The 19,926-nt window shown below is 44.0% G+C and carries 21 protein-coding genes; 10 read left to right on the top strand and 11 right to left on the bottom strand.

What is annotated here, in order from left to right; genetic code table 11:
• Positions 1–541: 541 nt before the first annotated feature.
• Complete coding sequence (locus CPG39_RS02470; protein WP_096291885.1) at positions 542–847, bottom strand: helix-turn-helix domain-containing protein; 306 nt, start codon at positions 845–847, stop codon at positions 542–544.
• 62 nt (positions 848–909) lie between these two features.
• Between CPG39_RS02470 and CPG39_RS14565 the strand changes: the two genes are divergently transcribed.
• The 5 genes from CPG39_RS14565 (at position 910) to CPG39_RS02445 (ending at position 3,424) form a co-directional block, all read left to right on the top strand.
• Positions 910–1,026, top strand: a complete 117-nt coding sequence (locus tag CPG39_RS14565) for a hypothetical protein (RefSeq protein ID WP_197702894.1) — start codon at positions 910–912, stop codon at positions 1,024–1,026.
• A 499-nt stretch (positions 1,027–1,525) separates the two neighbouring features.
• Positions 1,526–1,804, top strand: a complete 279-nt coding sequence (locus CPG39_RS02460; RefSeq protein ID WP_096291884.1) for a hypothetical protein — start codon at positions 1,526–1,528, stop codon at positions 1,802–1,804.
• A 34-nt stretch (positions 1,805–1,838) separates the two neighbouring features.
• The gene (locus CPG39_RS02455; RefSeq protein WP_096291883.1) at positions 1,839–2,108 is read left to right on the top strand and encodes a DNA-binding domain-containing protein; all 270 of its coding nucleotides are present in this window, start codon (positions 1,839–1,841) and stop codon (positions 2,106–2,108) included.
• Positions 2,109–2,260: 152 nt separating this feature from the next.
• Entirely contained in the window at positions 2,261–2,593 is a 333-nt protein-coding gene (locus tag CPG39_RS02450) for a hypothetical protein (RefSeq protein ID WP_096291882.1), read from the top strand.
• 540 nt (positions 2,594–3,133) lie between these two features.
• Positions 3,134–3,424, top strand: coding sequence for a hypothetical protein (locus CPG39_RS02445; RefSeq protein ID WP_096291881.1), 291 nt, complete (start codon positions 3,134–3,136; stop codon positions 3,422–3,424).
• A 1,123-nt stretch (positions 3,425–4,547) separates the two neighbouring features.
• On the opposite strand, the gene istB is transcribed toward CPG39_RS02445, so the two are convergent.
• The 3 genes from istB to CPG39_RS14850 all read right to left on the bottom strand — a co-directional run bounded on the left by istB (position 4,548) and on the right by CPG39_RS14850 (position 7,217).
• Positions 4,548–5,357 carry an IS21-like element helper ATPase IstB gene (istB, locus tag CPG39_RS02440; RefSeq protein ID WP_096291694.1) on the bottom strand — a complete coding sequence of 270 codons (810 nt, stop codon included), beginning with the start codon at positions 5,355–5,357 and terminating at the stop codon, positions 4,548–4,550.
• Positions 5,350–6,849, bottom strand: a complete 1,500-nt coding sequence (gene istA, locus CPG39_RS02435) for an IS21 family transposase (protein ID WP_197702908.1) — start codon at positions 6,847–6,849, stop codon at positions 5,350–5,352. The genes istB and istA overlap by 8 nt, the downstream gene beginning before the upstream one ends.
• A gap of 245 nt (positions 6,850–7,094) precedes the next feature.
• Positions 7,095–7,217: a hypothetical protein gene (locus CPG39_RS14850; RefSeq protein WP_269457640.1), complete on the bottom strand. Its 123-nt coding sequence runs from the start codon at positions 7,215–7,217 to the stop codon at positions 7,095–7,097.
• A 77-nt stretch (positions 7,218–7,294) separates the two neighbouring features.
• Between CPG39_RS14850 and CPG39_RS02430 the strand changes: the two genes are divergently transcribed.
• Positions 7,295–7,696, top strand: coding sequence for a helix-turn-helix domain-containing protein (locus CPG39_RS02430; RefSeq protein ID WP_096291879.1), 402 nt, complete (start codon positions 7,295–7,297; stop codon positions 7,694–7,696).
• Positions 7,697–8,286: 590 nt separating this feature from the next.
• On the opposite strand, the gene CPG39_RS02425 is transcribed toward CPG39_RS02430, so the two are convergent.
• Both CPG39_RS02425 and CPG39_RS02420 read right to left on the bottom strand, forming a co-directional pair.
• Positions 8,287–8,553: a hypothetical protein gene (locus tag CPG39_RS02425; protein ID WP_096291878.1), complete on the bottom strand. Its 267-nt coding sequence runs from the start codon at positions 8,551–8,553 to the stop codon at positions 8,287–8,289.
• 121 nt (positions 8,554–8,674) lie between these two features.
• Entirely contained in the window at positions 8,675–10,450 is a 1,776-nt protein-coding gene (locus CPG39_RS02420) for an SLC13 family permease (RefSeq protein ID WP_096291877.1), read from the bottom strand.
• Between the two features lie 249 nt (positions 10,451–10,699).
• Between CPG39_RS02420 and CPG39_RS02415 the strand changes: the two genes are divergently transcribed.
• Complete coding sequence (locus tag CPG39_RS02415; RefSeq protein ID WP_096291876.1) at positions 10,700–11,221, top strand: DUF3617 domain-containing protein; 522 nt, start codon at positions 10,700–10,702, stop codon at positions 11,219–11,221.
• A gap of 5 nt (positions 11,222–11,226) precedes the next feature.
• Here the strand turns inward: CPG39_RS02415 and odhB are convergent, their stop codons facing one another.
• The 5 genes from odhB to CPG39_RS02390 all read right to left on the bottom strand — a co-directional run bounded on the left by odhB (position 11,227) and on the right by CPG39_RS02390 (position 17,668).
• A complete protein-coding gene (gene odhB / locus CPG39_RS02410; RefSeq protein ID WP_096291875.1) occupies positions 11,227–12,492 on the bottom strand; it encodes a 2-oxoglutarate dehydrogenase complex dihydrolipoyllysine-residue succinyltransferase in 1,266 nt (421 codons plus the stop codon).
• Between the two features lie 12 nt (positions 12,493–12,504).
• Positions 12,505–15,336, bottom strand: a complete 2,832-nt coding sequence (locus CPG39_RS02405; protein WP_096291874.1) for a 2-oxoglutarate dehydrogenase E1 component — start codon at positions 15,334–15,336, stop codon at positions 12,505–12,507.
• Positions 15,337–15,362: 26 nt separating this feature from the next.
• On the bottom strand, positions 15,363–16,664 hold the full coding sequence (gene gltA, locus CPG39_RS02400; RefSeq protein ID WP_096291873.1) for a citrate synthase: 1,302 nt from the start codon (positions 16,662–16,664) through the stop codon (positions 15,363–15,365).
• A gap of 78 nt (positions 16,665–16,742) precedes the next feature.
• Positions 16,743–16,976 (bottom strand): succinate dehydrogenase assembly factor 2, encoded by a 234-nt coding sequence (locus CPG39_RS02395; protein ID WP_096291872.1) that lies wholly within the window; start codon positions 16,974–16,976, stop codon positions 16,743–16,745.
• On the bottom strand, positions 16,973–17,668 hold the full coding sequence (locus tag CPG39_RS02390) for a succinate dehydrogenase iron-sulfur subunit (protein WP_096291871.1): 696 nt from the start codon (positions 17,666–17,668) through the stop codon (positions 16,973–16,975). Before CPG39_RS02390 ends, CPG39_RS02395 begins: the two co-directional genes overlap by 4 nt.
• Positions 17,669–18,025: 357 nt before the next feature.
• On the opposite strand from CPG39_RS02390, the gene trbK reads away from it, so the two are divergent.
• From trbK to CPG39_RS02375, 3 genes are all read left to right on the top strand, one after another.
• On the top strand, positions 18,026–18,217 hold the full coding sequence (gene trbK / locus CPG39_RS02385; protein WP_096291870.1) for an entry exclusion lipoprotein TrbK: 192 nt from the start codon (positions 18,026–18,028) through the stop codon (positions 18,215–18,217).
• A gap of 436 nt (positions 18,218–18,653) precedes the next feature.
• The gene (locus tag CPG39_RS02380) at positions 18,654–19,595 is read left to right on the top strand and encodes a DnaJ C-terminal domain-containing protein (RefSeq protein WP_096291869.1); all 942 of its coding nucleotides are present in this window, start codon (positions 18,654–18,656) and stop codon (positions 19,593–19,595) included.
• Positions 19,596–19,600: 5 nt separating this feature from the next.
• Positions 19,601–19,918: a chaperone modulator CbpM gene (locus tag CPG39_RS02375; protein WP_096291868.1), complete on the top strand. Its 318-nt coding sequence runs from the start codon at positions 19,601–19,603 to the stop codon at positions 19,916–19,918.
• Positions 19,919–19,926: the final 8 nt, after the last annotated feature.

The raw sequence follows: 19,926 nt of genomic DNA, 5'->3' as shown, positions 1-19,926 counted from the left end.
GATGTGCTACTGCCTCTTGAGTAAAAGGTATTTTGCCCGGAGCCCTGTCATTATAAAGTAGCTTGAGAAAAATGGTTTTTGAGAGCTTATTCTAATTGTTTAAAGTAGGTGTGCTATCAAGTATTACGAAATAGCATCCTTTAGTGCGAAATTATTCATAAGTCGCTATTAAAACGTATTATTATTCTTAGAGTTATCTAAAGATTTCCCTGATATAGCGACAATATCTTCAATCATATTAGGATCAATCTTACCGCTGGCTTTAAATGAACGATAAAGCATCACAACGGCGCGGGCTTTCTTGTAAGGTGTAAGGATGAGGTTATTATTTTGTTGAATTAATTCCAGGTTCTCAATAATTTCATGAAGTATTTTAAAGTCGACTTTATCATTAGTATTTTCAAATTCTTTAGTCTGTAATTTTTATTCAATAATTCAGAAGCAGCAATTAAGAAAAATTCTTCGCTCGCAAACACGCTATCATCTGGCGGAAGATTTCTATTATACAAATCATGTTCCATCGCTGTATCAACAGATTGAATCACTGCTGACAAATCATCTTTAGTAAATTTAAGTAATTAGCTATTGCATCAAAAATACGCGCCCCATGGAATTCATCTATACCCAATTCCTTAAGATGATCTTGCTCGCGCCTGATGTCGGTCAGGATGTAGCTAATATCCATACCTAAGCGCATTGCACGTTCTAAGTAACCGATATTAGGCTCTCTTTCTCCCAATTCGTAGCGCTTCTGACTACTAAGTGATACTCCAATTTGCTTAGCGAAAGCGGTCTGACTTAGCCCGAGCCTTTTTCTTTCCTGTACAAGCCGTTCGCCAATATTCATAAAAATTCCTTGACATGGTTCCGTATGGAACCGTTTGTATTTATTTTAGTAATGAGGTGCTCATGAAAACACAAAACATTCGCACACCGCAACAAGTACGCGAGGATTTTTTTCGTAAAGGTATCAGCATGGCTAGCTGGGCAAAAAATAACGGTTTTTCTCCTGTCACAGTTTTCTAAGTCTTAAATGGAACTAATGCAGGTACTCGGGGAGTTGGTCACAAAATTGCAGTTACTTTAGGTATTAAGGATGGGGAAATTGTCGAGTAAAAAACCTGCGATAACTATATCAAATTATCGCGGGTTATGCGCGGGATACATCAATACCAGCGGTTGACAACAAAATATAAATAGAACAATGAGTAAAGATAAAAATATCAGGATTTTGGCTAAAAATAATATCGCGGGTTTTGCTGGTGAGATTTAGCTGACTATTACTGAAGTTTCTTATCTGAATGGGTTAAATGTAGCAACAATTCGCGAAGCGTGTGCGAAACGAGAAGGCAATTATAGAGGAGGGCGTTATATCTTCCGCAAGATAGGAAAGCGTTATGAAATACTGCTAATCAGTCTACCGGAGCCAATACAAGCCGAATACTGGATTAAACACCATAAACCAACTAATTCCATACTATCATCACTCAAACAAGATCAAGAGAATCAACCATTTGATCTAGATGTGTACGAAGCAATAGCTGATCAATACAGCCGTAAAGCCGCTGGAATTAAAGAAGAAGCACAGCGAAGGGTTTATATTCTGGATGAGTATTTAAAATTACTGGAAGGTGGCTTTAAGCAGAAAAGAGCATTAGAAATCATTAAATCACGCTACCAAGGTGTTTCTAAAGCTACTTCATGGCGGTTGGTTGAAGCGAGTAGAAAAACATCCGCGCCAATATTGGGAAGTCATTCTGGCACCCGATTATCAAGGCCGTTCCCGCATGGAAATTCATCCTGATGCATAGTTCTTTTTCCGTAAAGAGTATGGCCAACTGTCCGAACCTGATACGGTCATCTATCGTGAAACTGTCAAAGCTGCTGTAAAAAATGGCTGGGGTGAATTACCCAGTTGCAGGACGTTCCTGAGACGTTGGGAAACCGACGTGTCTGAAAATGAAAAAATACTGTTACGTAAAGGCATAACAGCGTTAAAAGAAAGCTTGCCGCACCTCAAGCGCGATTATACAACGCTTCGGGTTCATAAATTATGGGAATCAAACGGACGTAAAGCCGATGTATGTTGGAAAATCCACGCTTTCTGATCCGGAAAAAGATCTCGGATGTCATTGTCGGGCTGGAAAAATGGCTGAAATATAAAAAGAGAAAAATTAATGAGTGCTGATGTGCTCTCAAGTTTTGGCGGCAAATAGCGTTGGTGAATTAATATTAATCTATATTCAAAAGGGAACATTCCATGGATTTAAAATATTTTTCACTAATATTGATATTGGTTGCTATGGAAGTAAGTGCAAACTCCACACTTGATGCAGCAGTCGGCGGAGCGCTTGGTGGAGCCGCTGGAGCTGCACTGGGAAATGAACTTGGGGGTCGTAACGGTGCAATTGTTGGTGGAGCACTGGGAGCGTCGGTAGGAACTGCAATCACTACAGATCAAGGTCAGCGGCATAATGCTCCAGTTGGAAGCCAATATAATAATTACCCGCGTAATGCTTATCCAGTTTATCCAGGTAATGTAAATCCTGGATATCATTGCCCTCCTGGCCAGGCAAAAAAAGGGTGTTGTTGATTCCAAAAATCTCGATGCAGTAGGGCATGAGAGAATGTTAACAGCACATACAGAAACACCATTAAATACGCGTTAATTTTTGATGAAAATAAAAAGGAATAGAAAGTTAACGTGATAGTGAGCGTTTGCAGCTTTTTTAACGCAGAATTCAAGAATCTACTTTGACGCACTAGCTATAGCGCGTTAAAGTGATAAAAGCCGCGGTCAATACCGCGCCGGGATTGGCGTCCCGTATACAGGCGGATAAGCCGCTAAAGCGGCTATTTTATTGTCCGTTATACACAAGCCTATTTTTGGGCGAGCTGTGTAGGGAGCTTCATGCTCGCCGGTTCCTGTATCCGGTACGCCAACTTGCACAGTTCCGCCTCCCTGATTGGCGTCAGAGTGGCGGGAAGTTTAAACGCTAATACAGGAGTAATACCATGCAACAAATCATTATCCCTACCTCATCCCGATTGGATTACCCAATCGGCAGAGAAGCGAATCGGCAATCCGTGTGCAATAAATCGATCAAATTTACCAAAGCAAGCGGAGGCAATCATGTCCACTAAAGCGAAACCTTCTTCCAACATTCAGATTGATCATGAAATGATGGAAACTCTGAAAGGCAGCCGCTGGCTGGTCTGGTTCGATTATGATGGCGGTTTACGGTTCAAACCGATATTGCCAGAAGAGTTCTTGACCACCGAAGAAAAAATACTCGACAAACTAAACAACAAAATGGTGTTTCAACCCGACGTTTTGCAGAAATTCATGATCGGCGCGATCAATAATTTGGTGCATCAATGCGATAAGGTCAACGGCATGAAAACAGTCAACGAGCGGGATTGATCTGTAAAGAAAAAACTGAATGCGCTAATCCTTTAAATAAAAATGGAGGTTATTTAAAGTAGAGTATAAAATAAGTTTTAATGGGTGAGCTGTGGAAATTTCGGAGTCCACAGAGACGTTTCGTTGATTCGTTGATGGAGGGACGTCCGGCCTCCCACCCAGCAATTTAACCGGCTTGATTGCAAATTTAGTTTCTTCACGCGGACATGCGTCCGCGTTGTCTCCATTCATTCAGCTTGTCAAGATGCTGTGGACGCAATTCCACAGTACAGGACAAAAGCTGCGATGCTAATTCCACACATGCAGGTGAGCTTAAATCTTTGCTAAGGGATTTTTTGAAATTTTTAAATAACCCTAGCGGAATTGATTTAAATTGCGATTTACCATGCTTAATTACAGAATGCCGAAAGATCCTTAAAAGCTAATTAATTGTTTTATTTCTGCTGAGCGTTAAATTTTCGCGTTATTTGGCACTAATCAATATAAAAATTGCTTTTAGCTCGTTTCAAATTATTTGTCCCGATGTTTCAAATTAATTGTCCGCTGTCAATGTCCATGCTGAAAAGCGTTTACAAGCTTACCTAACCAATATGATAAAAGATCGGATTTCCTCCTAAATTTCTTGCATCTTCCTATTGCGTATAATTTGTATTATGTTAAATCGAAGAAAAAAATTACGCCGGAAGTCCGATTTTCTTTCAGAGTTGACAGCGGACAATTATTTTGAAACATCGGGACAAATGATTTGAAATAGATTTAAATCTACTTCTGCGGTAAATCAGTGCCAAATAATGTATAAATGTATTAAAAATAAGTAACAAAAAACCAATCTTCTGATGCACCGTCAATAATTGCATACGATGTCATTAACCATAACTGAAATCCTTTGAAACCAATGATAACGATGGATTATTTAGTTTAGGTTAATACTTTTTTTCTATCAATGCCCAGGAAATCTGAAATCACTCCTAACGTGTTGATACCGGTTTAAAATTGACCACCCATTACGGTTGAAATTTGACCAGGGGAAAATAGAGCGCAGGATACTACGCATCTGTGGATAAGTCGACCAGACTGGATTGGTAATTTGCCTCCTGTTGATGTTTTAGTTTGTTGTAATTGACTACGAATCGACCAGATTTTCTTCTGGAGAATATTTTTCTTTTTCCCGCTGCTGTATTCTGATCTTTGCATTGGCTGTACTTTGTTTGTAGCGGAAAGACTCGTTGCCGGTTTCGATGATGTGGCAATGGTGTGTGAGTCGATCCAGCAGCGCTGTAGTCATTTTGGCGTCGATGAATACGATGCTCCATTCTGCGAATGCGAGGTTGGTGGTGATAATGATACTGGTACGTTCATACAACCTGGAGAGTAGATGAAACAATAGTGCGCCACCGGCTTGTGAGAATGGCAGATAGCCCAGTTCGTCGAGAATGACCAGGTCGATCTGCAACAGCCGCAAGGCAAGCCTGCCTTGTTTGCCCGCTGATTTTTCTTGTTCCAGACTATTGGCCAGATCGATGGCGCTGAAGAAGCGTACCTTTTTATTGTGATGCTGGATGCCTGAAGTGCCGATGGCAATGGCCAGGTGTGTTTTGCCAGTACCGGTGCCGCCGACCAACACCAGGTTCTGTGCAGCGGCTGTAAATTCCATTGTAGCCAGCTGATGAATCAGTTGCTGATCGACTTTGGACTGACTGAAGTCGAAGCCCTGTAAGTGGCGCTGCACCGGGAATCTGGCAGCTTGTGTCTGATAGCGAATGGAACGGAGGTTGCGCTCGGTTGTTTCAGCCTGGAGTAACTGGTTTAGCAGTGTGTCTGCGAAATTAAAACTGTCAGCGACATCGGGCGTATTCTGTTGCCTCAGTTCAGCATAGGAGCTGGCCATGCCATATAATTTCAGCGCTTTGAATTGCGCAAGTATGTCAGACATGCGGCACCTCTTTGGTGTTCAAACGATCATAGCGCGCCGTATCGGCCTGCGGTTCTTCATTGAGTTTCAGTGTTGTTTCCACTGACGCTGGTACGTCGGTGTATTTCAGCCGTGCCAATACATTGGCAACATGCTCGGCACTGGGCACGCCGGATTCCAGCACCAGTTCAACAGCGACCAGCACAGCTTCCAGCCCATGCGTCGGCACCAGGCTGAGCACTTTTGCCATGATTCGATCGGCCTGCTGACGTTCTCTGCGCCTCAGTGCAATCTGCAGTTGCAGCAAAGGTGCCGGTAGTTCGGCGAATGGCGCACCGTTGCGCAAGGCCCCCGGTTTCTTCTCAATGACCGGGATATAGTGCTGCCAGTTATAGCTGACCTGGTCGCTATCCATCAGACGACTATGACAGGCTGCTACGGCATTGTCATGGACGATCTCGATACGGTCGGCATACTGATGAACGGCCACCACCTGATTGACCAGACGACAGGGAACGGAATACCGGTTGCGCAGTAATGTAACCAGACACGTGCTGGATACCCGCGCCAATACTTCGATATAGCCATCGAACGGTGCTGGCATCGGCATCAGGTACAGTTGTTCTTGTTCCAGTGCATCGGCAAGGGTAATGCCCGCATAATCCGGATGCTCGATTTCAGACCACAGTCCGCGACAGCGCGTTCCAAGCCATCTGTTTAAGTCATCGAATGAGCCAAACTGTTGTTGCTTGGCTTCATTCCATATGCGGCGGCGCATATCCTGAACATTCTTCTCGACAACACCCTTTTCCCAGCCGGAAGCCACATTGCAGAAATCAGGATCGAACAGGTAATGTGCCGTCATCGCAAAGAAGCGCGTATTCACCACACGTCCATTGCCCTTAGACACCTTGTCCACGGCGGTCTTCATGTTGTCGTAAATGCCGCGTTTCGGCACACCACCAAAAGTAGTGAATGCCCGGGTATGCGCATCAAACAGCATTTCGTGACTTTGTGACGGATAAGCCGACAACATGAAAGTACGGCTGGCGCATAGCTTGGTATGGGCTGCCAGTACCTTGCGGTGGATGCCGCCGATCACCAGCCATTCTTCGCTCCAGTCAAACTGGAATGCTTCACCCAGCGCAAACTTCAGCGGCACATACGCCGCTTTACTCTGATTCCCTCGATTGCGCCAGTTGCGAACAAAGTCACATACAATCGTATAACCGCCTGTATAACCCTCGTTCAATATCTCTTTGAACAACATCAACGCCGTGCGCCGGTCCTTCTTCGGACGACGCGCATCCGCTTCCAGCGCTAACATTAACCTGGATTCAAACGGTGTCAACTTGCCAGGCTTCTTCGCCCTTTGATATTTAACCGCGCTGTCGCTTGGCACTTTCAACCACTTCTTGACCGTGTTCCGCGACAAACTCGTTCTTCGTTGAATCTCATTAATTGACAGATGTTCACGGTAAAACATCCGTCGTATCTTTGCATACATAACCATGGTAATCACCTCTTAAATTCTCCTGCCTAAAATTTAAGCAGGATACGGAAATTACCTGGTCAATTTTCAACCGTTACAACTAGCCTTTTCTGGTCAATTTTCGACCGGTGTCAACAGGTTGCAACCCATGTTGCTACCTTTAACTGCAAAGGTAGCAACTTAATCTTCAATGATTTCACCATCTTTAATACCTAACAAAACAGCAATTTTGTGAGACATTCCGATGCGACAGCTAACTTTACCTTTCAGAAGTTGTTAACAAGCGAAGGAGTAAAATTATTTTTCAAAGCCCAAGAACGGATACTCATCCCGTTTCTATCAAGATTTTCCTTAGCTTCTTGCAAAGATAGTGTTTTTCGTGCTTTCATTATCAATTCCAACGAATACTTAACAATATATGTGCATTATGCACACTTATTGCAACAAATAAATATAATTATGTGCAATGGAAATCGGTGATAGGATAAGATCGGAACGAGAACGCCTCGGACACTCTCAAGAGCAGTGGACTTCGGTCTGCGGAATTCATAGAAATACGCAAGTAAAATATGAAAAGGGAGAAGGTTCGCCAAACGTTGAATATTTGGTAGCCATTGATAGCATAGGTGCAGATATTGATTACATCATAACTGGGGAAAAATCTGTATATAGAGAGTCCTCTCCAGATTTTGAATGCCCAATAATTTCAATGATTATTGAGCAGTTAGAAATAGTTCTTAATGAAAACAAGCAAGTATTGTCACCACAAAAGAAAGCCCAGGTAGTTGTAATTCTTTATCGCCTTGCTTATCCCGGTAAGGAAGTAAGTGAAAAAATGGTGAAAGAAGTGATTAATCTTGCTGAATAATGCCTTTCGGTTTTGATTCGTTAATTTTCCAATTCACTTATTTCATGTGGAATTATCTGGTTTGTAGTGTTTAAGCCAATATTCAGCTTGGATGGATTCGGGTAGGCTGGTAAGGTGGATTTCATAGTGTTTACCCACTTTACGGAAGATATAGCGCCCTCCTCTATAGTTGCCGCTATGTTCAAAACATGCCTAGCTTATAACTATTGTCCGCAATATATATGAATTCATAAAAAATCATTTTTTATCAAAAGTGACGCATTTTAGTCGCATTTTTGTTTCATTTTATCTGCCATTTGTAGCGTTTTTTTCCAAATTGTTTCAAACCTAAATTTCGATCTAATTTTATAAATCTATTTTATTAATAGAAGCTTACTTCCAATTTTCTCTTCCTTAGGATGTTTCAAAATAAGACACCCCCTCAATTTTGAATCGGCAAAATAAAAAATCGCGTATTTTTGCAAAAATCTCATCCTGTGCAACAAGAAAAGTAAGCCTACCATTAGGAGATCCTCTATCGCGCTTGATATGAGTAGAAAGGGAAGTAAAAAACTGAGTTTTTGTTTATAACTTCAGGAGCCATCTTGCAATTAGCCCTTTGATAATGCTTTTAAGTTAGGAAATAGCTTCTCATGTATCTCTTGTAATTTATAGATTTCCTGCAATACCTGCACTGGGAATCCTTGTCGGTCTCGATTCTTATCAACCACAAGCAATTTATTAATATATTGATAAATCTCTTTATATCCCCAGTGTAATTGGATTATCTCAGCAATTCTTGGGTAATTCTTTTCTAACAAAGATTCTTTATCACCTAGATGATCTCCAAATTCATTAATTGATTTTTTTAATGACATGTACAGTTTTCTCCGGTGATTTAATCAATTGCAACTATGATAGAAGGTAATCATTCATCAGAATCAAATGAAAAGAAAAAGAATATATGCTTTATTTCATTCTTTAATTGATTCACCTCAATTATTTAGTCAACGGCCATCCAATCAATAAAACCGTGATAGTGACCACGCCTGCAATGATATTCATTGGAATACCCGCTTGGAGAAAGTCAATAAAACGATATTCGCCAGGCCCATACACCATCATATTGGTTTGATATCCTAGAGGTGTCGCAAAGCTGGCGGAGGCTGCCATCATGATGGCAAATACAAAAGGAACATTGTTCAAATCGGCTTTTTCGGTGATCTCCAACACAATCGGCAACATTAAAAGCGCTGCAGCATTATTGGTAATGACTTCAGTTAACAACGAAATGGTTATATATGTCAAAATCAGTAACAGCCACGGCGTGCCTCCGCTCAGATCAACGATGTTTACTGCAAGGTATTTGGCAACTCCGGTTTTTTCCAGTGCCATACCTAGCGAAAAGGATGCCGCAATCGTGATAATGACCTTTAAATCGAGACTTCTCTCCGCTTGATTGGCAGTGCAACAACCGCTAATAATCATTAATCCGGCACCAATTAATGCAGCATTGAGCATAGTGATTATCTCAAAGCTGGCGGCTGTGATCACACCCAATAAAATCATCCAGGCAATATAAGCCCTTTCATGACGCGGCGCTTCTGTGTTCAGGTCATTCACCAGCAAAAAATCCTTGTTATAGCGTTGCCGAGTGACAAAGGCCGGTCTGGCTTCCAGCAGTAGTGTATCTCCTGCTTGCAAAATAATGCTACCGAGATTACCCTTGATACGTTCGCCATGTCGTGCCACAGCCAGAACCGCTGCACCATAGCGAGCACGGAAGCGCGCATCGCGGATGGCATATCCCACCGCAGTACAATGGGGTGATACCACTGCTTCTACCAGGCGCCGCTCAGGATGCCGTTCGGCAAATGTTTGCGTTTGCCCCTTCTCAGCGGATGGTACGATTCCCTTAATACGCAACAAATCAGAAATTGCATCGGTATCGCCGGCGAATACAAGCCGATCCCCCCCTTGAAGCACTTCATCGGCGGTAACAACAGTCAGTACTATTCCGTTGCGCTCAATTTCAATCAAATATACACGTTGCAAATGTCTTAGTCCGGCTTGCTCGATCGTTTTCCCAACTAAAGGACCGTCAGGTGCGATAGAAACTTCCAGTGTAAACTCCCGCAGATTGGAAAAAGCTTGACCTTGAGTGCGATCCGGCAATAGCTTAGGGAAAAATAACCACATAAATAAAAAACCAGCTATCGCTACGGGTATTCCTACTGCAGTGATCGAAAACAAAGAAAATCCAGGCTCACCAGTCAATGCCTGATATTGTCCATTGACAATCAGATTGGTGCTGGTTCCGATCAGCGTTACCGTACCACCTAAAATTGCCGCATAACTCAATGGGATCATTAGTTTGGAAGGTGAAATTCCGATCTTCCTCGACCAACTATAAATTGCCGGAATCATCGTAGCAACCACTGGCGTGTTGTTAAGAAAGCTGCTCAAAAATGCAACCGGCCAAAACATGCGATTTAGCGCTGCACGTGGAGTCGCAGGCCTACCCAATAACGTGTTGACAAGCAGATCAATCGCACCGGAGGCATGCATGCCGGTCGCTACCACAAACATGCCAGCAACCGTAATCAGACCAGAATTACTAAAGCCACTCAATGCATCGGAACTGCTTAGAATTCCGAGTGCACTCAATAGCGTCAACGCTCCAATCATGATCAAATGAGGACCAATTCGAGTAGAAATGAGTGTTACCAGTACCGCAATACATAGCCCTAACGTAAACCAGCCTTGCCATTCCATATGTTCTACACCTCAAAGAAAGTTTGAAATATACAGCAGATGATAGTAGGAATATAAATAATCAATTATTATAAAGATATGATCACAACTTATATGCCGTCATGCACCAAGTAATTAAGATTTCCTTTTTACTCTGGGAGGTTATAAAAAACCGAAATCAATTTTCATTATCAAACCCGCTATTTATCGGCGCGATTTAACGAAACTTTTGCCGGACTTTGATATCAAGAAACCCACTACAGACATTTCATGCGAATAATTCTTATTGCAAGTTTGTTAACACTTATCTTCATTGTGCCTAGTTTTGCACATGAGCACATTCGTCCAGGCTTATGGGAGGTTACCACTCGCTCCGAACTTTTAGCGTTGGTACCGCATATTCCATCAGAACAAATGCAGCAACTCAGCACCCTTGCTCGCCGCTATGGGCTTAAATTACCTGAAATCGAAAATGGCTCAGCCACGTCAAAGATTTGTATTACCGAGGAAATGGCAAAGCAGGAAATTCCCACTTATTTTTATGAAGGTCGATCCGGCTGCACGGTGCAAAATGCCTCCCGCACGGGCAATCGTTATCAGCTTGATCTGGCATGCTCCAATCAACATTTTCAAGGAAGTGGCTTTGCCCAAGGTAGCTTTACCAATCCGGAAAGTTTTACGGGAAATACCGAATTCGACAGCACTATCGGTGGCAACCCGGTGCATGTATTAGCCGAAACGTCAGGCCGCTGGATCGGTGAACGCTGTGTCGCGATTAATCCATTACAATAATCGGTTTATTTTTCCAGTAATGGACTCATCGGATATTCCAACGCCTCTTTCATTGCTACCAGCGATAATACCGCTTCCCTGCCGTCGATAATTCGATGATCGTAGGACAACGCGAGGTAATTCATTGGGCGGATCACAATTTGCCCATTCTCTACCACTGGTCTTTCCTTTGTGGCATGAATACCAAGAATAGCGCTTTGTGGCGGATTAATGATAGGCGTTGATAGCATGGAGCCAAACACACCACCATTGGTGATCGAAAAAGTGCCGCCGCTAAGTTCTTCAATGGTCAATTTACCATCCTGAGCACGCTTGGCAAAATCAGCAATCTGCAACTCAATTTCCGCCAGTGTCAAACGATCTGCATCGCGGATGATCGGTACCACCAGCCCCCGTGGGCTGCCGACAGCGATGCCGATATCGTAGAAATCGTGATAGATAATTTCATTGCCCTCGATCGAGGCGTTGATAACCGGATATTTCTTAAGCGCAGCAATAACCGCTTTGATGAAGAACGACATAAAACCCAGTTTTACGCCATATTCCTTCTCAAATTCAGCTCTATAGCGGGTACGCAAATCTATGATCGCCTGCATGTTAACTTCATTGAAGGTGGTCAAAATCGCTGCGGTAGATTGTGATTCTATTAAACGTTCCGCAATACGTTGCCGCAGCCGTGACATGGTGACTCTGCGTTCAGTACGCCTCCCAGCCTTAGATGTAATGGTGGCTTCAGGTTCGGATTCAATTTCTAGGGATGTGCTGGATTTTCGGTCCATATAGGCTTGCACATCCTCCTTGATTATACGCCCTCCCAAACCACTGCCTTTAATTGCAGAAGTTTCCGTAGTTTTCAAATTGTTTTCTTCCGCTAGTTTACGCGCCGCCGGCATCAACATGGGTATTGCTTGATTGCTATCTTCAATATCAGAATTTTCTGTATTTTTCTCGGCAGCAATTGATGTTTCTTTTTCAGTGACGGTAACCGACTGACTATCCGGTTGAGGCGGTTGAACGTCGGCAACTCCAGTAGCCTCGGTTTCAATCATTGCAATCACTTCACCGCTGATAACGGTAGCCCCATCATTTTTCAGCACTTTGGTCAATACACCCGCACTAGGAGCAGGTAATTCCAGCACGACCTTGTCGGTTTCTATATCGATCAAGTTTTCCGATCGATTGACTTGATCTCCTGTTTTTTTATGCCAGGAAATGAGTGTAGCATCAGCTACAGATTCAGATAACACGGGTACTTTGACTTCAACTAACATGGTGCCCTCTTTTTATATTTTATCCCTGAATGCTGCCACAATTAATTCATTCTGCGTAAATTTATGCCTTGCCATATAACCAACGGCCGGTGAGGCTGCAGAAGCACGCAGTGCATAACCCAACACTTGATCGGATCGCATATGGCGCAGAAGATAATGTTGAATGCGATGCCATGCTCCCTGGTTGCCTGGTTCTTCCTGACACCAAATGACCTCCTTGGCCTTGCAAAAGCGATCAATCTCAGCTTGAAATTCCTCGTGCGGGAATGGATATAATTGTTCCAATCGAATAATTGCCATGTCTTTGATGCGTTGTTCTTTACGGTAAGCCAATAATTCATAGTATATTTTCCCACTACAAACAATAATTCTCCTGATGGTTCTTGGATCCAGGCTATCGGCTTCGGAAATAACCGGGTAAAAATATCCATGCGCCAGCTCATCCAGGCTCGACACCGATTCTTTATGACGCAACATACTCTTGGGGCTCATGATGATCAACGGTTTGCGTATCGGTCTGATCATTTGCCGACGAAGCAAATGATACATTTGTGCCGGCGTTGAAGGTATGCAAACCTGAATATTATAGTCCGCGCATAACTGCAAGAAACGTTCCAACCGAGCGGAAGAATGCTCGGGGCCCTGTCCTTCATAGCCGTGCGGCAACATCATCACCAAACCACACACTCGCCCCCACTTAGCTTCACCCGAGGCGATAAATTGATCGATTACCACCTGCGCGCCATTGGCAAAATCACCAAACTGCGCCTCCCAGATTATCAATTCATTGGGCTGCGTCGTTGCATAACCATACTCAAACCCCAGCACCGCCTCCTCCGATAGCATTGAATCAATCACGACAAAATCCGGTTGCTCGGGATAAAGATGTCGTAATGGCACATAAATACGTTCGTTCTGATCCGCTGCTACCTGATCATGCAATACAGCGTGACGGTGAAAGAATGTACCACGACCGGAATCCTGACCGGACAATCTTACCGGATACCCTTCCTTCAGCAGGGTGGCGTAAGCCAGGTTCTCCGCCATTCCCCAATCCAGAGGCAACTCACCCTTACCCATCAGGCTCCGATCCGCAATGATCTTTTCCACGCGCGAATGCAGCTTGAACCCTTCAGGAATATCCGTCAACCTTATGGCAAGCTGTTTCAGCGTTTGTATCGCAACACCGGCTCTAATGCGCTTATTCCATTTAAATGGTTTTAAAAAAGGTTCCCAGTTGATGGAATACGGAGATTTATAATCATAACAAACAGCCTTATTAGGATTCACACCTTCATCCATCGCATCACGATAAGATTTAATAAGATTATCCGCCTCTTCCGGTCGGATTATGCCCTCGGCAATCAGTTTATCGGCGTAGCACTTGCGTGTACCGTTGTGCTGGTTAATGATCCGGTACATTTTAGGTTGCGTCACCATCGGCTCATCCTGCTCATTGTGGCCGAGGCGACGGAAACACACCATATCGATCACGACATCCTTATGAAACCGCATACGGAAATCAAACGCCAATTCAGTCACCATCACGACCGCTTCCGGATCATCACCATTGACATGAAAAATCGGCGCTTCAATCATTTTGACGACATCGGTGCAGTACAACGTGGAACGGCTATCACGCGGATCTGAAGTGGTAAATCCGATCTGGTTATTAATGATGATATGCACCGTCCCACCAGTGCCATACCCGCGAGTTTGAGACAAGTTCAACGTTTCCATTACTACACCCTGTCCAGCAAACGCCGCATCGCCATGAATCAATACAGGCAATACGCGATCCCCCAGCTTATCGTTTAATAGATGTTGACGGGCACGCACCGAGCCCTCGACAACCGGATTAACAATTTCCAGATGCGAAGGATTAAAAGCCAATGCCAAGCGCACAATACCTTCTGATGTTTTAATAGCGGAAGAAAAACCCTGGTGATATTTCACATCGCCTGATGGCAAGTGTTGCGGTTGTTTTTCTTCAAATTCGCGAAACAAATCGGCGGGCATTTTCCCCAGAGTATTTACCAGCACATTGAGCCGAGCACGGTGCGCCATTCCCATTACAATTTGCTGAATGCCCGCTTTCCCCGCACGATGAATCAAGCTATCCAACAGTGGAATCAGGCTCTCATTACCTTCTCCCGAAAAACGCTTCTGCCCTACATAGCGGGTATGCAGATAATTCTCCAGTCCCTCTGCCGCTGTGAGTCGTTCAAGAATATGATGCTTGACTTCAATGGAGAAATCCGGATTGGAACGCTGTCCTTCTAGTCGAGCCTGTATCCAGCGTTTCTGTTCGACTGATGAAATATACATATATTCGGCACCAATCGAGCCGCAGTATGTCTCGCGCAGGATTTGCAAAATTTCACGTAACGCAGCATGATCAGGCCCGACTAATGAACCGGTATTAAATACTTTATCCATATCCGCATCGGTAAACCCAAAATGCGCCGGATTTAATTCGGGGATGGTCAATTGTTGTTTGAGTCCGAGAGGATCAAGATTGGCTTGATTCAATCCGAGACTTCGATACATGTTGATCAGTTGCAGTACGGCCACTTGCTTACGGTCATCAGAATCAATTGGCATCACTTCCGGGAGCGCGGCTTGAATTTCTAAGCCGGAAGATTTTGTGACCGGAGCAATGGCAACGCTGTTCACTGATGATTTACCGGCAATAGAATCCGGCTGCCTGGCCCATTTATCGAAGTATTCACGCCAGACCAATGCGACAGAGTTAGGGTTATGCAAATATTCCTCATAAACCGCTTCTATAAAACTTGCGTTAGTTCCAGACAAAAGAGTTTCTTCCATCAACGGCTTGTTCATAAAATGGCAGCTTTTATCAAGGATGGCTATTTTTGAGAAAACGAGCTGGCAATATCCCGCATGGCTGCACCGGTATAGAGTTGACGAGGGCGCCCGATTTTATAATCCGGATCTGAGACCATCTCGCTCCATTGCGCTACCCAGCCAACTGTTCTTGCCATCGCAAAAATCGCGGTAAACATACTGGTTGGAATACCTAATGCGCGCTGCACAATGCCGGAATAAAAATCAACGTTAGGATAGAGCTTACGCGAAATGAAATAATCGTCTTCCAATGCAATTTTTTCGAGTTGCAGCGCAAGTTTGAATAAACGATCATTCTGTAAACCTAATTCATTCAAAACTTCATGGCAAGTTTCACGCATCAGCTTTGCCCGCGGGTCCATATTTTTATAGACGCGATGACCAAAACCCATCAGCCGATAGTTATCCTCTTTATTTTTTGCGCGTTGAATAAATTCATCAATGCGCGAAACATCCCCGATTTCCTCCAGCATATGCAAGCAAGCTTCGTTTGCTCCACCATGCGCCGGTCCCCATAGGCAGGAAATACCGGCAGAAACACAAGCAAATGGGTTAGCGCCGCTAGATCCCGCTAAGCGTACAGTCGAAGTGGAAGCATTCTGCTCATGATCCGCATGCAGAATCAATATCCGGTCCAATGCACGCACAATCACCGGATTGGCCTCATATTTTTCTGTCGGAACAGAAAACATCATGTGCAAAAAATTCTCAGCATAGCTCAAGTTATTTTGCGGATAAACAAATGGTTGTCCAATGTTGTACTTATATGCCATCGCAGTAATCGTCGGCAATTTTGCAATCAACCGTAATGCGGATTGTTCGCGATGCAACGGATCGGAAATATTCAAAGCGTCGTGATAAAATGCCGATAAAGCGCCGACTACTCCGACCATCACCGCCATGGGATGAGCATCGCGACGAAACCCGCTATAAAACCGTACCAGTTGCTCATGCAGCATCGAATGGGTTTTTATTTTGCTATCAAACTCCGTTTTCTGTTCAGATGTTGGCAATTCACCCTGCAACAGCAGATAACATACATCGATAAAATCACAATGCAGCGCCAATTGCTCAATCGGATAGCCACGATACAGCAAAATTCCTTTATCGCCATCAATAAAAGTAATCGCGGAATTATTACTGGCGGTTGACAAAAAACCGGGATCATAAGTAAACAAGCCACTCTGTGCGTGCAACTTACGAATATCAATCACATCCGGACCCATAGTCCCGGATAAAACCGGCAGCTCAATAGGGTCGCTACCGTTATTCAAATTCAGAGTCGCTTTGCCTTCTTGTGCCATATTACATCTCCACAAATTGCAATATTAAATCAGTATGCATTGTTAACGGATTAATGGTGTTGATAAGAACACCCAGATCTAGCTCTTCTGCAGCAATTCCAATACCGGCCGCCACTGCGTGTCATAATTGACTTGCTTTCCGCTGATCAGATCCCATAAATTATTATCCGGTAATGCCAGTAATCGTTCAAATTGCAGCAATCCCGTTTCGTCAAGCTGGCGGTAATTTTGCTCCATGAACCGTTGCAGCACGATATCCAGTTCAAGCATACCACGCCGACAGCGCCAGCGTGCACGCTCGAATTCTTTCATACCATTCTCTTAACCATCATGTCTTTGATTTTGCCGATTGCCTGGGTTGGATTCAAACCTTTAGGGCATGCATCAACACAATTCATGATGGAATGACAGCGAAACAGCCGATAAGGATCTTCCAAATTATCTAAGCGCTCGGCCGTTGCTTGATCGCGGCTATCGGCTAGAAAACGATAGGCTTGCAATAATCCCGCCGGCCCGACAAATTTATCCGGATTCCACCAAAAGGAAGGACAGGAAGTAGTGCAGCAAGCACATAAAATGCACTCATAGACACCATCCAATGCAGCCCTTTCTTCCGGCGACTGTAACCGTTCCGTTTCAGGCGGCGGATCATTATTGATCAAATAAGGCTTGATCGAATGGTATTGCTGGAAAAATTGCGTCATATCCACGATCAAGTCACGAATCACCGGTAATCCAGGTAACGGACGTATTTCAACCGGATCTTTCAGACTCTTAAGCGGTGTTATGCACGCCAATCCATTACGTCCGTTGATATTCATTGCGTCCGATCCGCACACACCTTCACGGCAGGAGCGGCGTAGACTCAAACTATCATCAATCGACTTGATTCGCAACAATGCATCCAATAGCATTTTATCCGTCGCAGCCAACTGTACGTCGTAATCCTGCATGTATGGTTTCTCATCTTTATCGGGATCATAGCGGTAAATTGAAAACTTCATTGGCCGGCTCCAGTGGGTTTGAATATTGCTTATCGTCGATAGAAATCTCTCAAAATATTACGAAGTATACAGATATGAAACTAGATTAGCATATTTTGGTTTGGCTTTTTAAATTGCCGCGCACATCAAACCGCAGGCATGATGCACGGCACACATCGGACAAAGCTATAAATTCACGAGCAAATTTGAGGCACTCTCGATAGACTTTGGTCGGGTTAAAATACAGTAGAAATACAAAAAGCATGGATTAGGGTAAAATACGCGGCTCGGTTCGTGTAGCCGAACCGACATCAAACGATTGAGAGATCGAGTATCACCCATTAACCCTAATGTATATTTTATAGAGGAAGATTTTAGATGAATTTTAAAAAATATAGCGCCGCTTGCATGATTGGTCTTTGTTTCTCTCTGATCGGTTGTGGCGGAGTACCCGAAGCCAATGCGGTAAATTGCGCAGGGAAAGGATTGGAGTCCTCGCTTGCGGATTTGAAGGACAATGAAGCAGCGCGGCAAGCATTTCTTGATCAATGTGATGCTCTGAAAAAATAAAATCGCGGCATATTCAGAGATGTTCGAGCTCAACCTCGGGAAAAGATATCTAAATTCTGAGGTTGATGACACTATCTATTAATCACATATAACATTCAAATTTTGCAGATAATTTAATTCATCAAATTGTTATTACGCTTCAAAATCATAATCATTTGAGATAGCGCGACCCTCATTCCAACCGCTTCTTCATCGCTTCAATCCGTCCGCCACGATGCCTTCCGCACTCTTTACTGCCATGATAATTCACAGATTTTTGTTAATCCCTGCTAATGTAGAGTCAATCTATTGATTACATGTATTTTGGTTGCTTTATAAGTTATCACCAAGTAAGCTCAGTGAGACGTTTTTCCACGGCTAAAACATCTTTATTTAGCTCAAAGCAGCCCTAATAATATTTATGAAGTAAACATTGCACCGAACCGGGAGAATTGACTTGGAATTCAAGAATTATTATAAAACGCTCGACATTTCGCGCGATGCCGCAGCGGATGAGATCAAGAAAGCATTTCGTCGCTTAGCGCGCAAATATCATCCCGACGTTTCCAAAGAAGTGGACGCCGAGAAAAAAATGAAAGAAATCAATGAAGCTTATACAGTACTGTCTGATCCGGAGAAACGCGCCGCTTATGATCAATTGGAACGACAGGGATTCCAGGCTGGCAGTGATTTTCAACCGCCCCCTGGTTGGGATGCGGGTTTTGAATTCACAGGACAGGGGTTTAGTGATGCGCAGACAGCGGATTTCAGCGATTTCTTTTCACAATTATTTAGAAATCAAATGAGAGCGGATCCCCGGCACACACACCACATGCGTGGTGAAGATCATCACGCAAAGATCATGCTTGACCTGGAAGACAGCTATCATGGCACAACGCGCAGCCTGACACTGCGCATGCCCAAGCTCGATCATCAAGGACGCACCATACTTGTTGAGCATACGTTAAATGTACGCATTCCCAAAGGGGTGCATGCCGGAAAAGTAATCCGCCTCGCCGGACAAGGCGGTCCGGGTCATGCGGGAGAAGTCTCCGGAGATTTGTTTCTGGAAGTTCATTTTAAACCGCACTACCGCTACCGGATCGAAAACAAAGATATTTATGCCGCATTACCTGTCGCTCCGTGGGAAGCTGCATTGGGTGCCACAGTCAAGATACCGGTGCCCGATGGCCTGGTCGATGTGCGGGTACCGGAGAATTCCCAATCCGGCCGCAAATTGCGCTTAAAAGGCCGTGGTATTCCAGCGGCCACACCCGGTGATTTATATTTAGTGCTGGAGGTCGTGCTACCATCCGCTGCAACAGAAAAGGCACGAAAATTTTACCAAACCATGGCGCATGAACTCGCGTTTAATCCGCGCCAAAATCTTGGAGTCTAAAAACTATGTTGCAAGAAATCGATGCCGTCTTACTCGAAGACACCATGCTCAGTTTGGATGATTTGGCGCGAAGCTGCCGGGTTAGCCGGGAATGGATTATTGAACATGTTCAGTGGGGTTTATTGCCCGATAAAGATTTCATCAATGCGGATCCGGATGTATGGATATTTGATAGTCATAGCTTCTTACGTGTTAGGCGGATGGTTGCAATTGAACGGGATTTTGAATGCAACCCCGAATTAGCCGGTCTGGTTGCCGATCTGATCGAAGAAGTTGAATCGCTACGCACTCGTTTGAACGCATCCGAACTGAACGAGAACTAGTAATTAAT

Source organism: Nitrosomonas ureae (assembly GCF_900206265.1).
Classification (GTDB): Bacteria; Pseudomonadota; Gammaproteobacteria; order Burkholderiales; family Nitrosomonadaceae; genus Nitrosomonas; species Nitrosomonas ureae_C.
The sequence above is the reverse complement of the archived record's forward strand: the minus strand, read 5'-3'. Positions and strand labels throughout refer to the sequence as shown.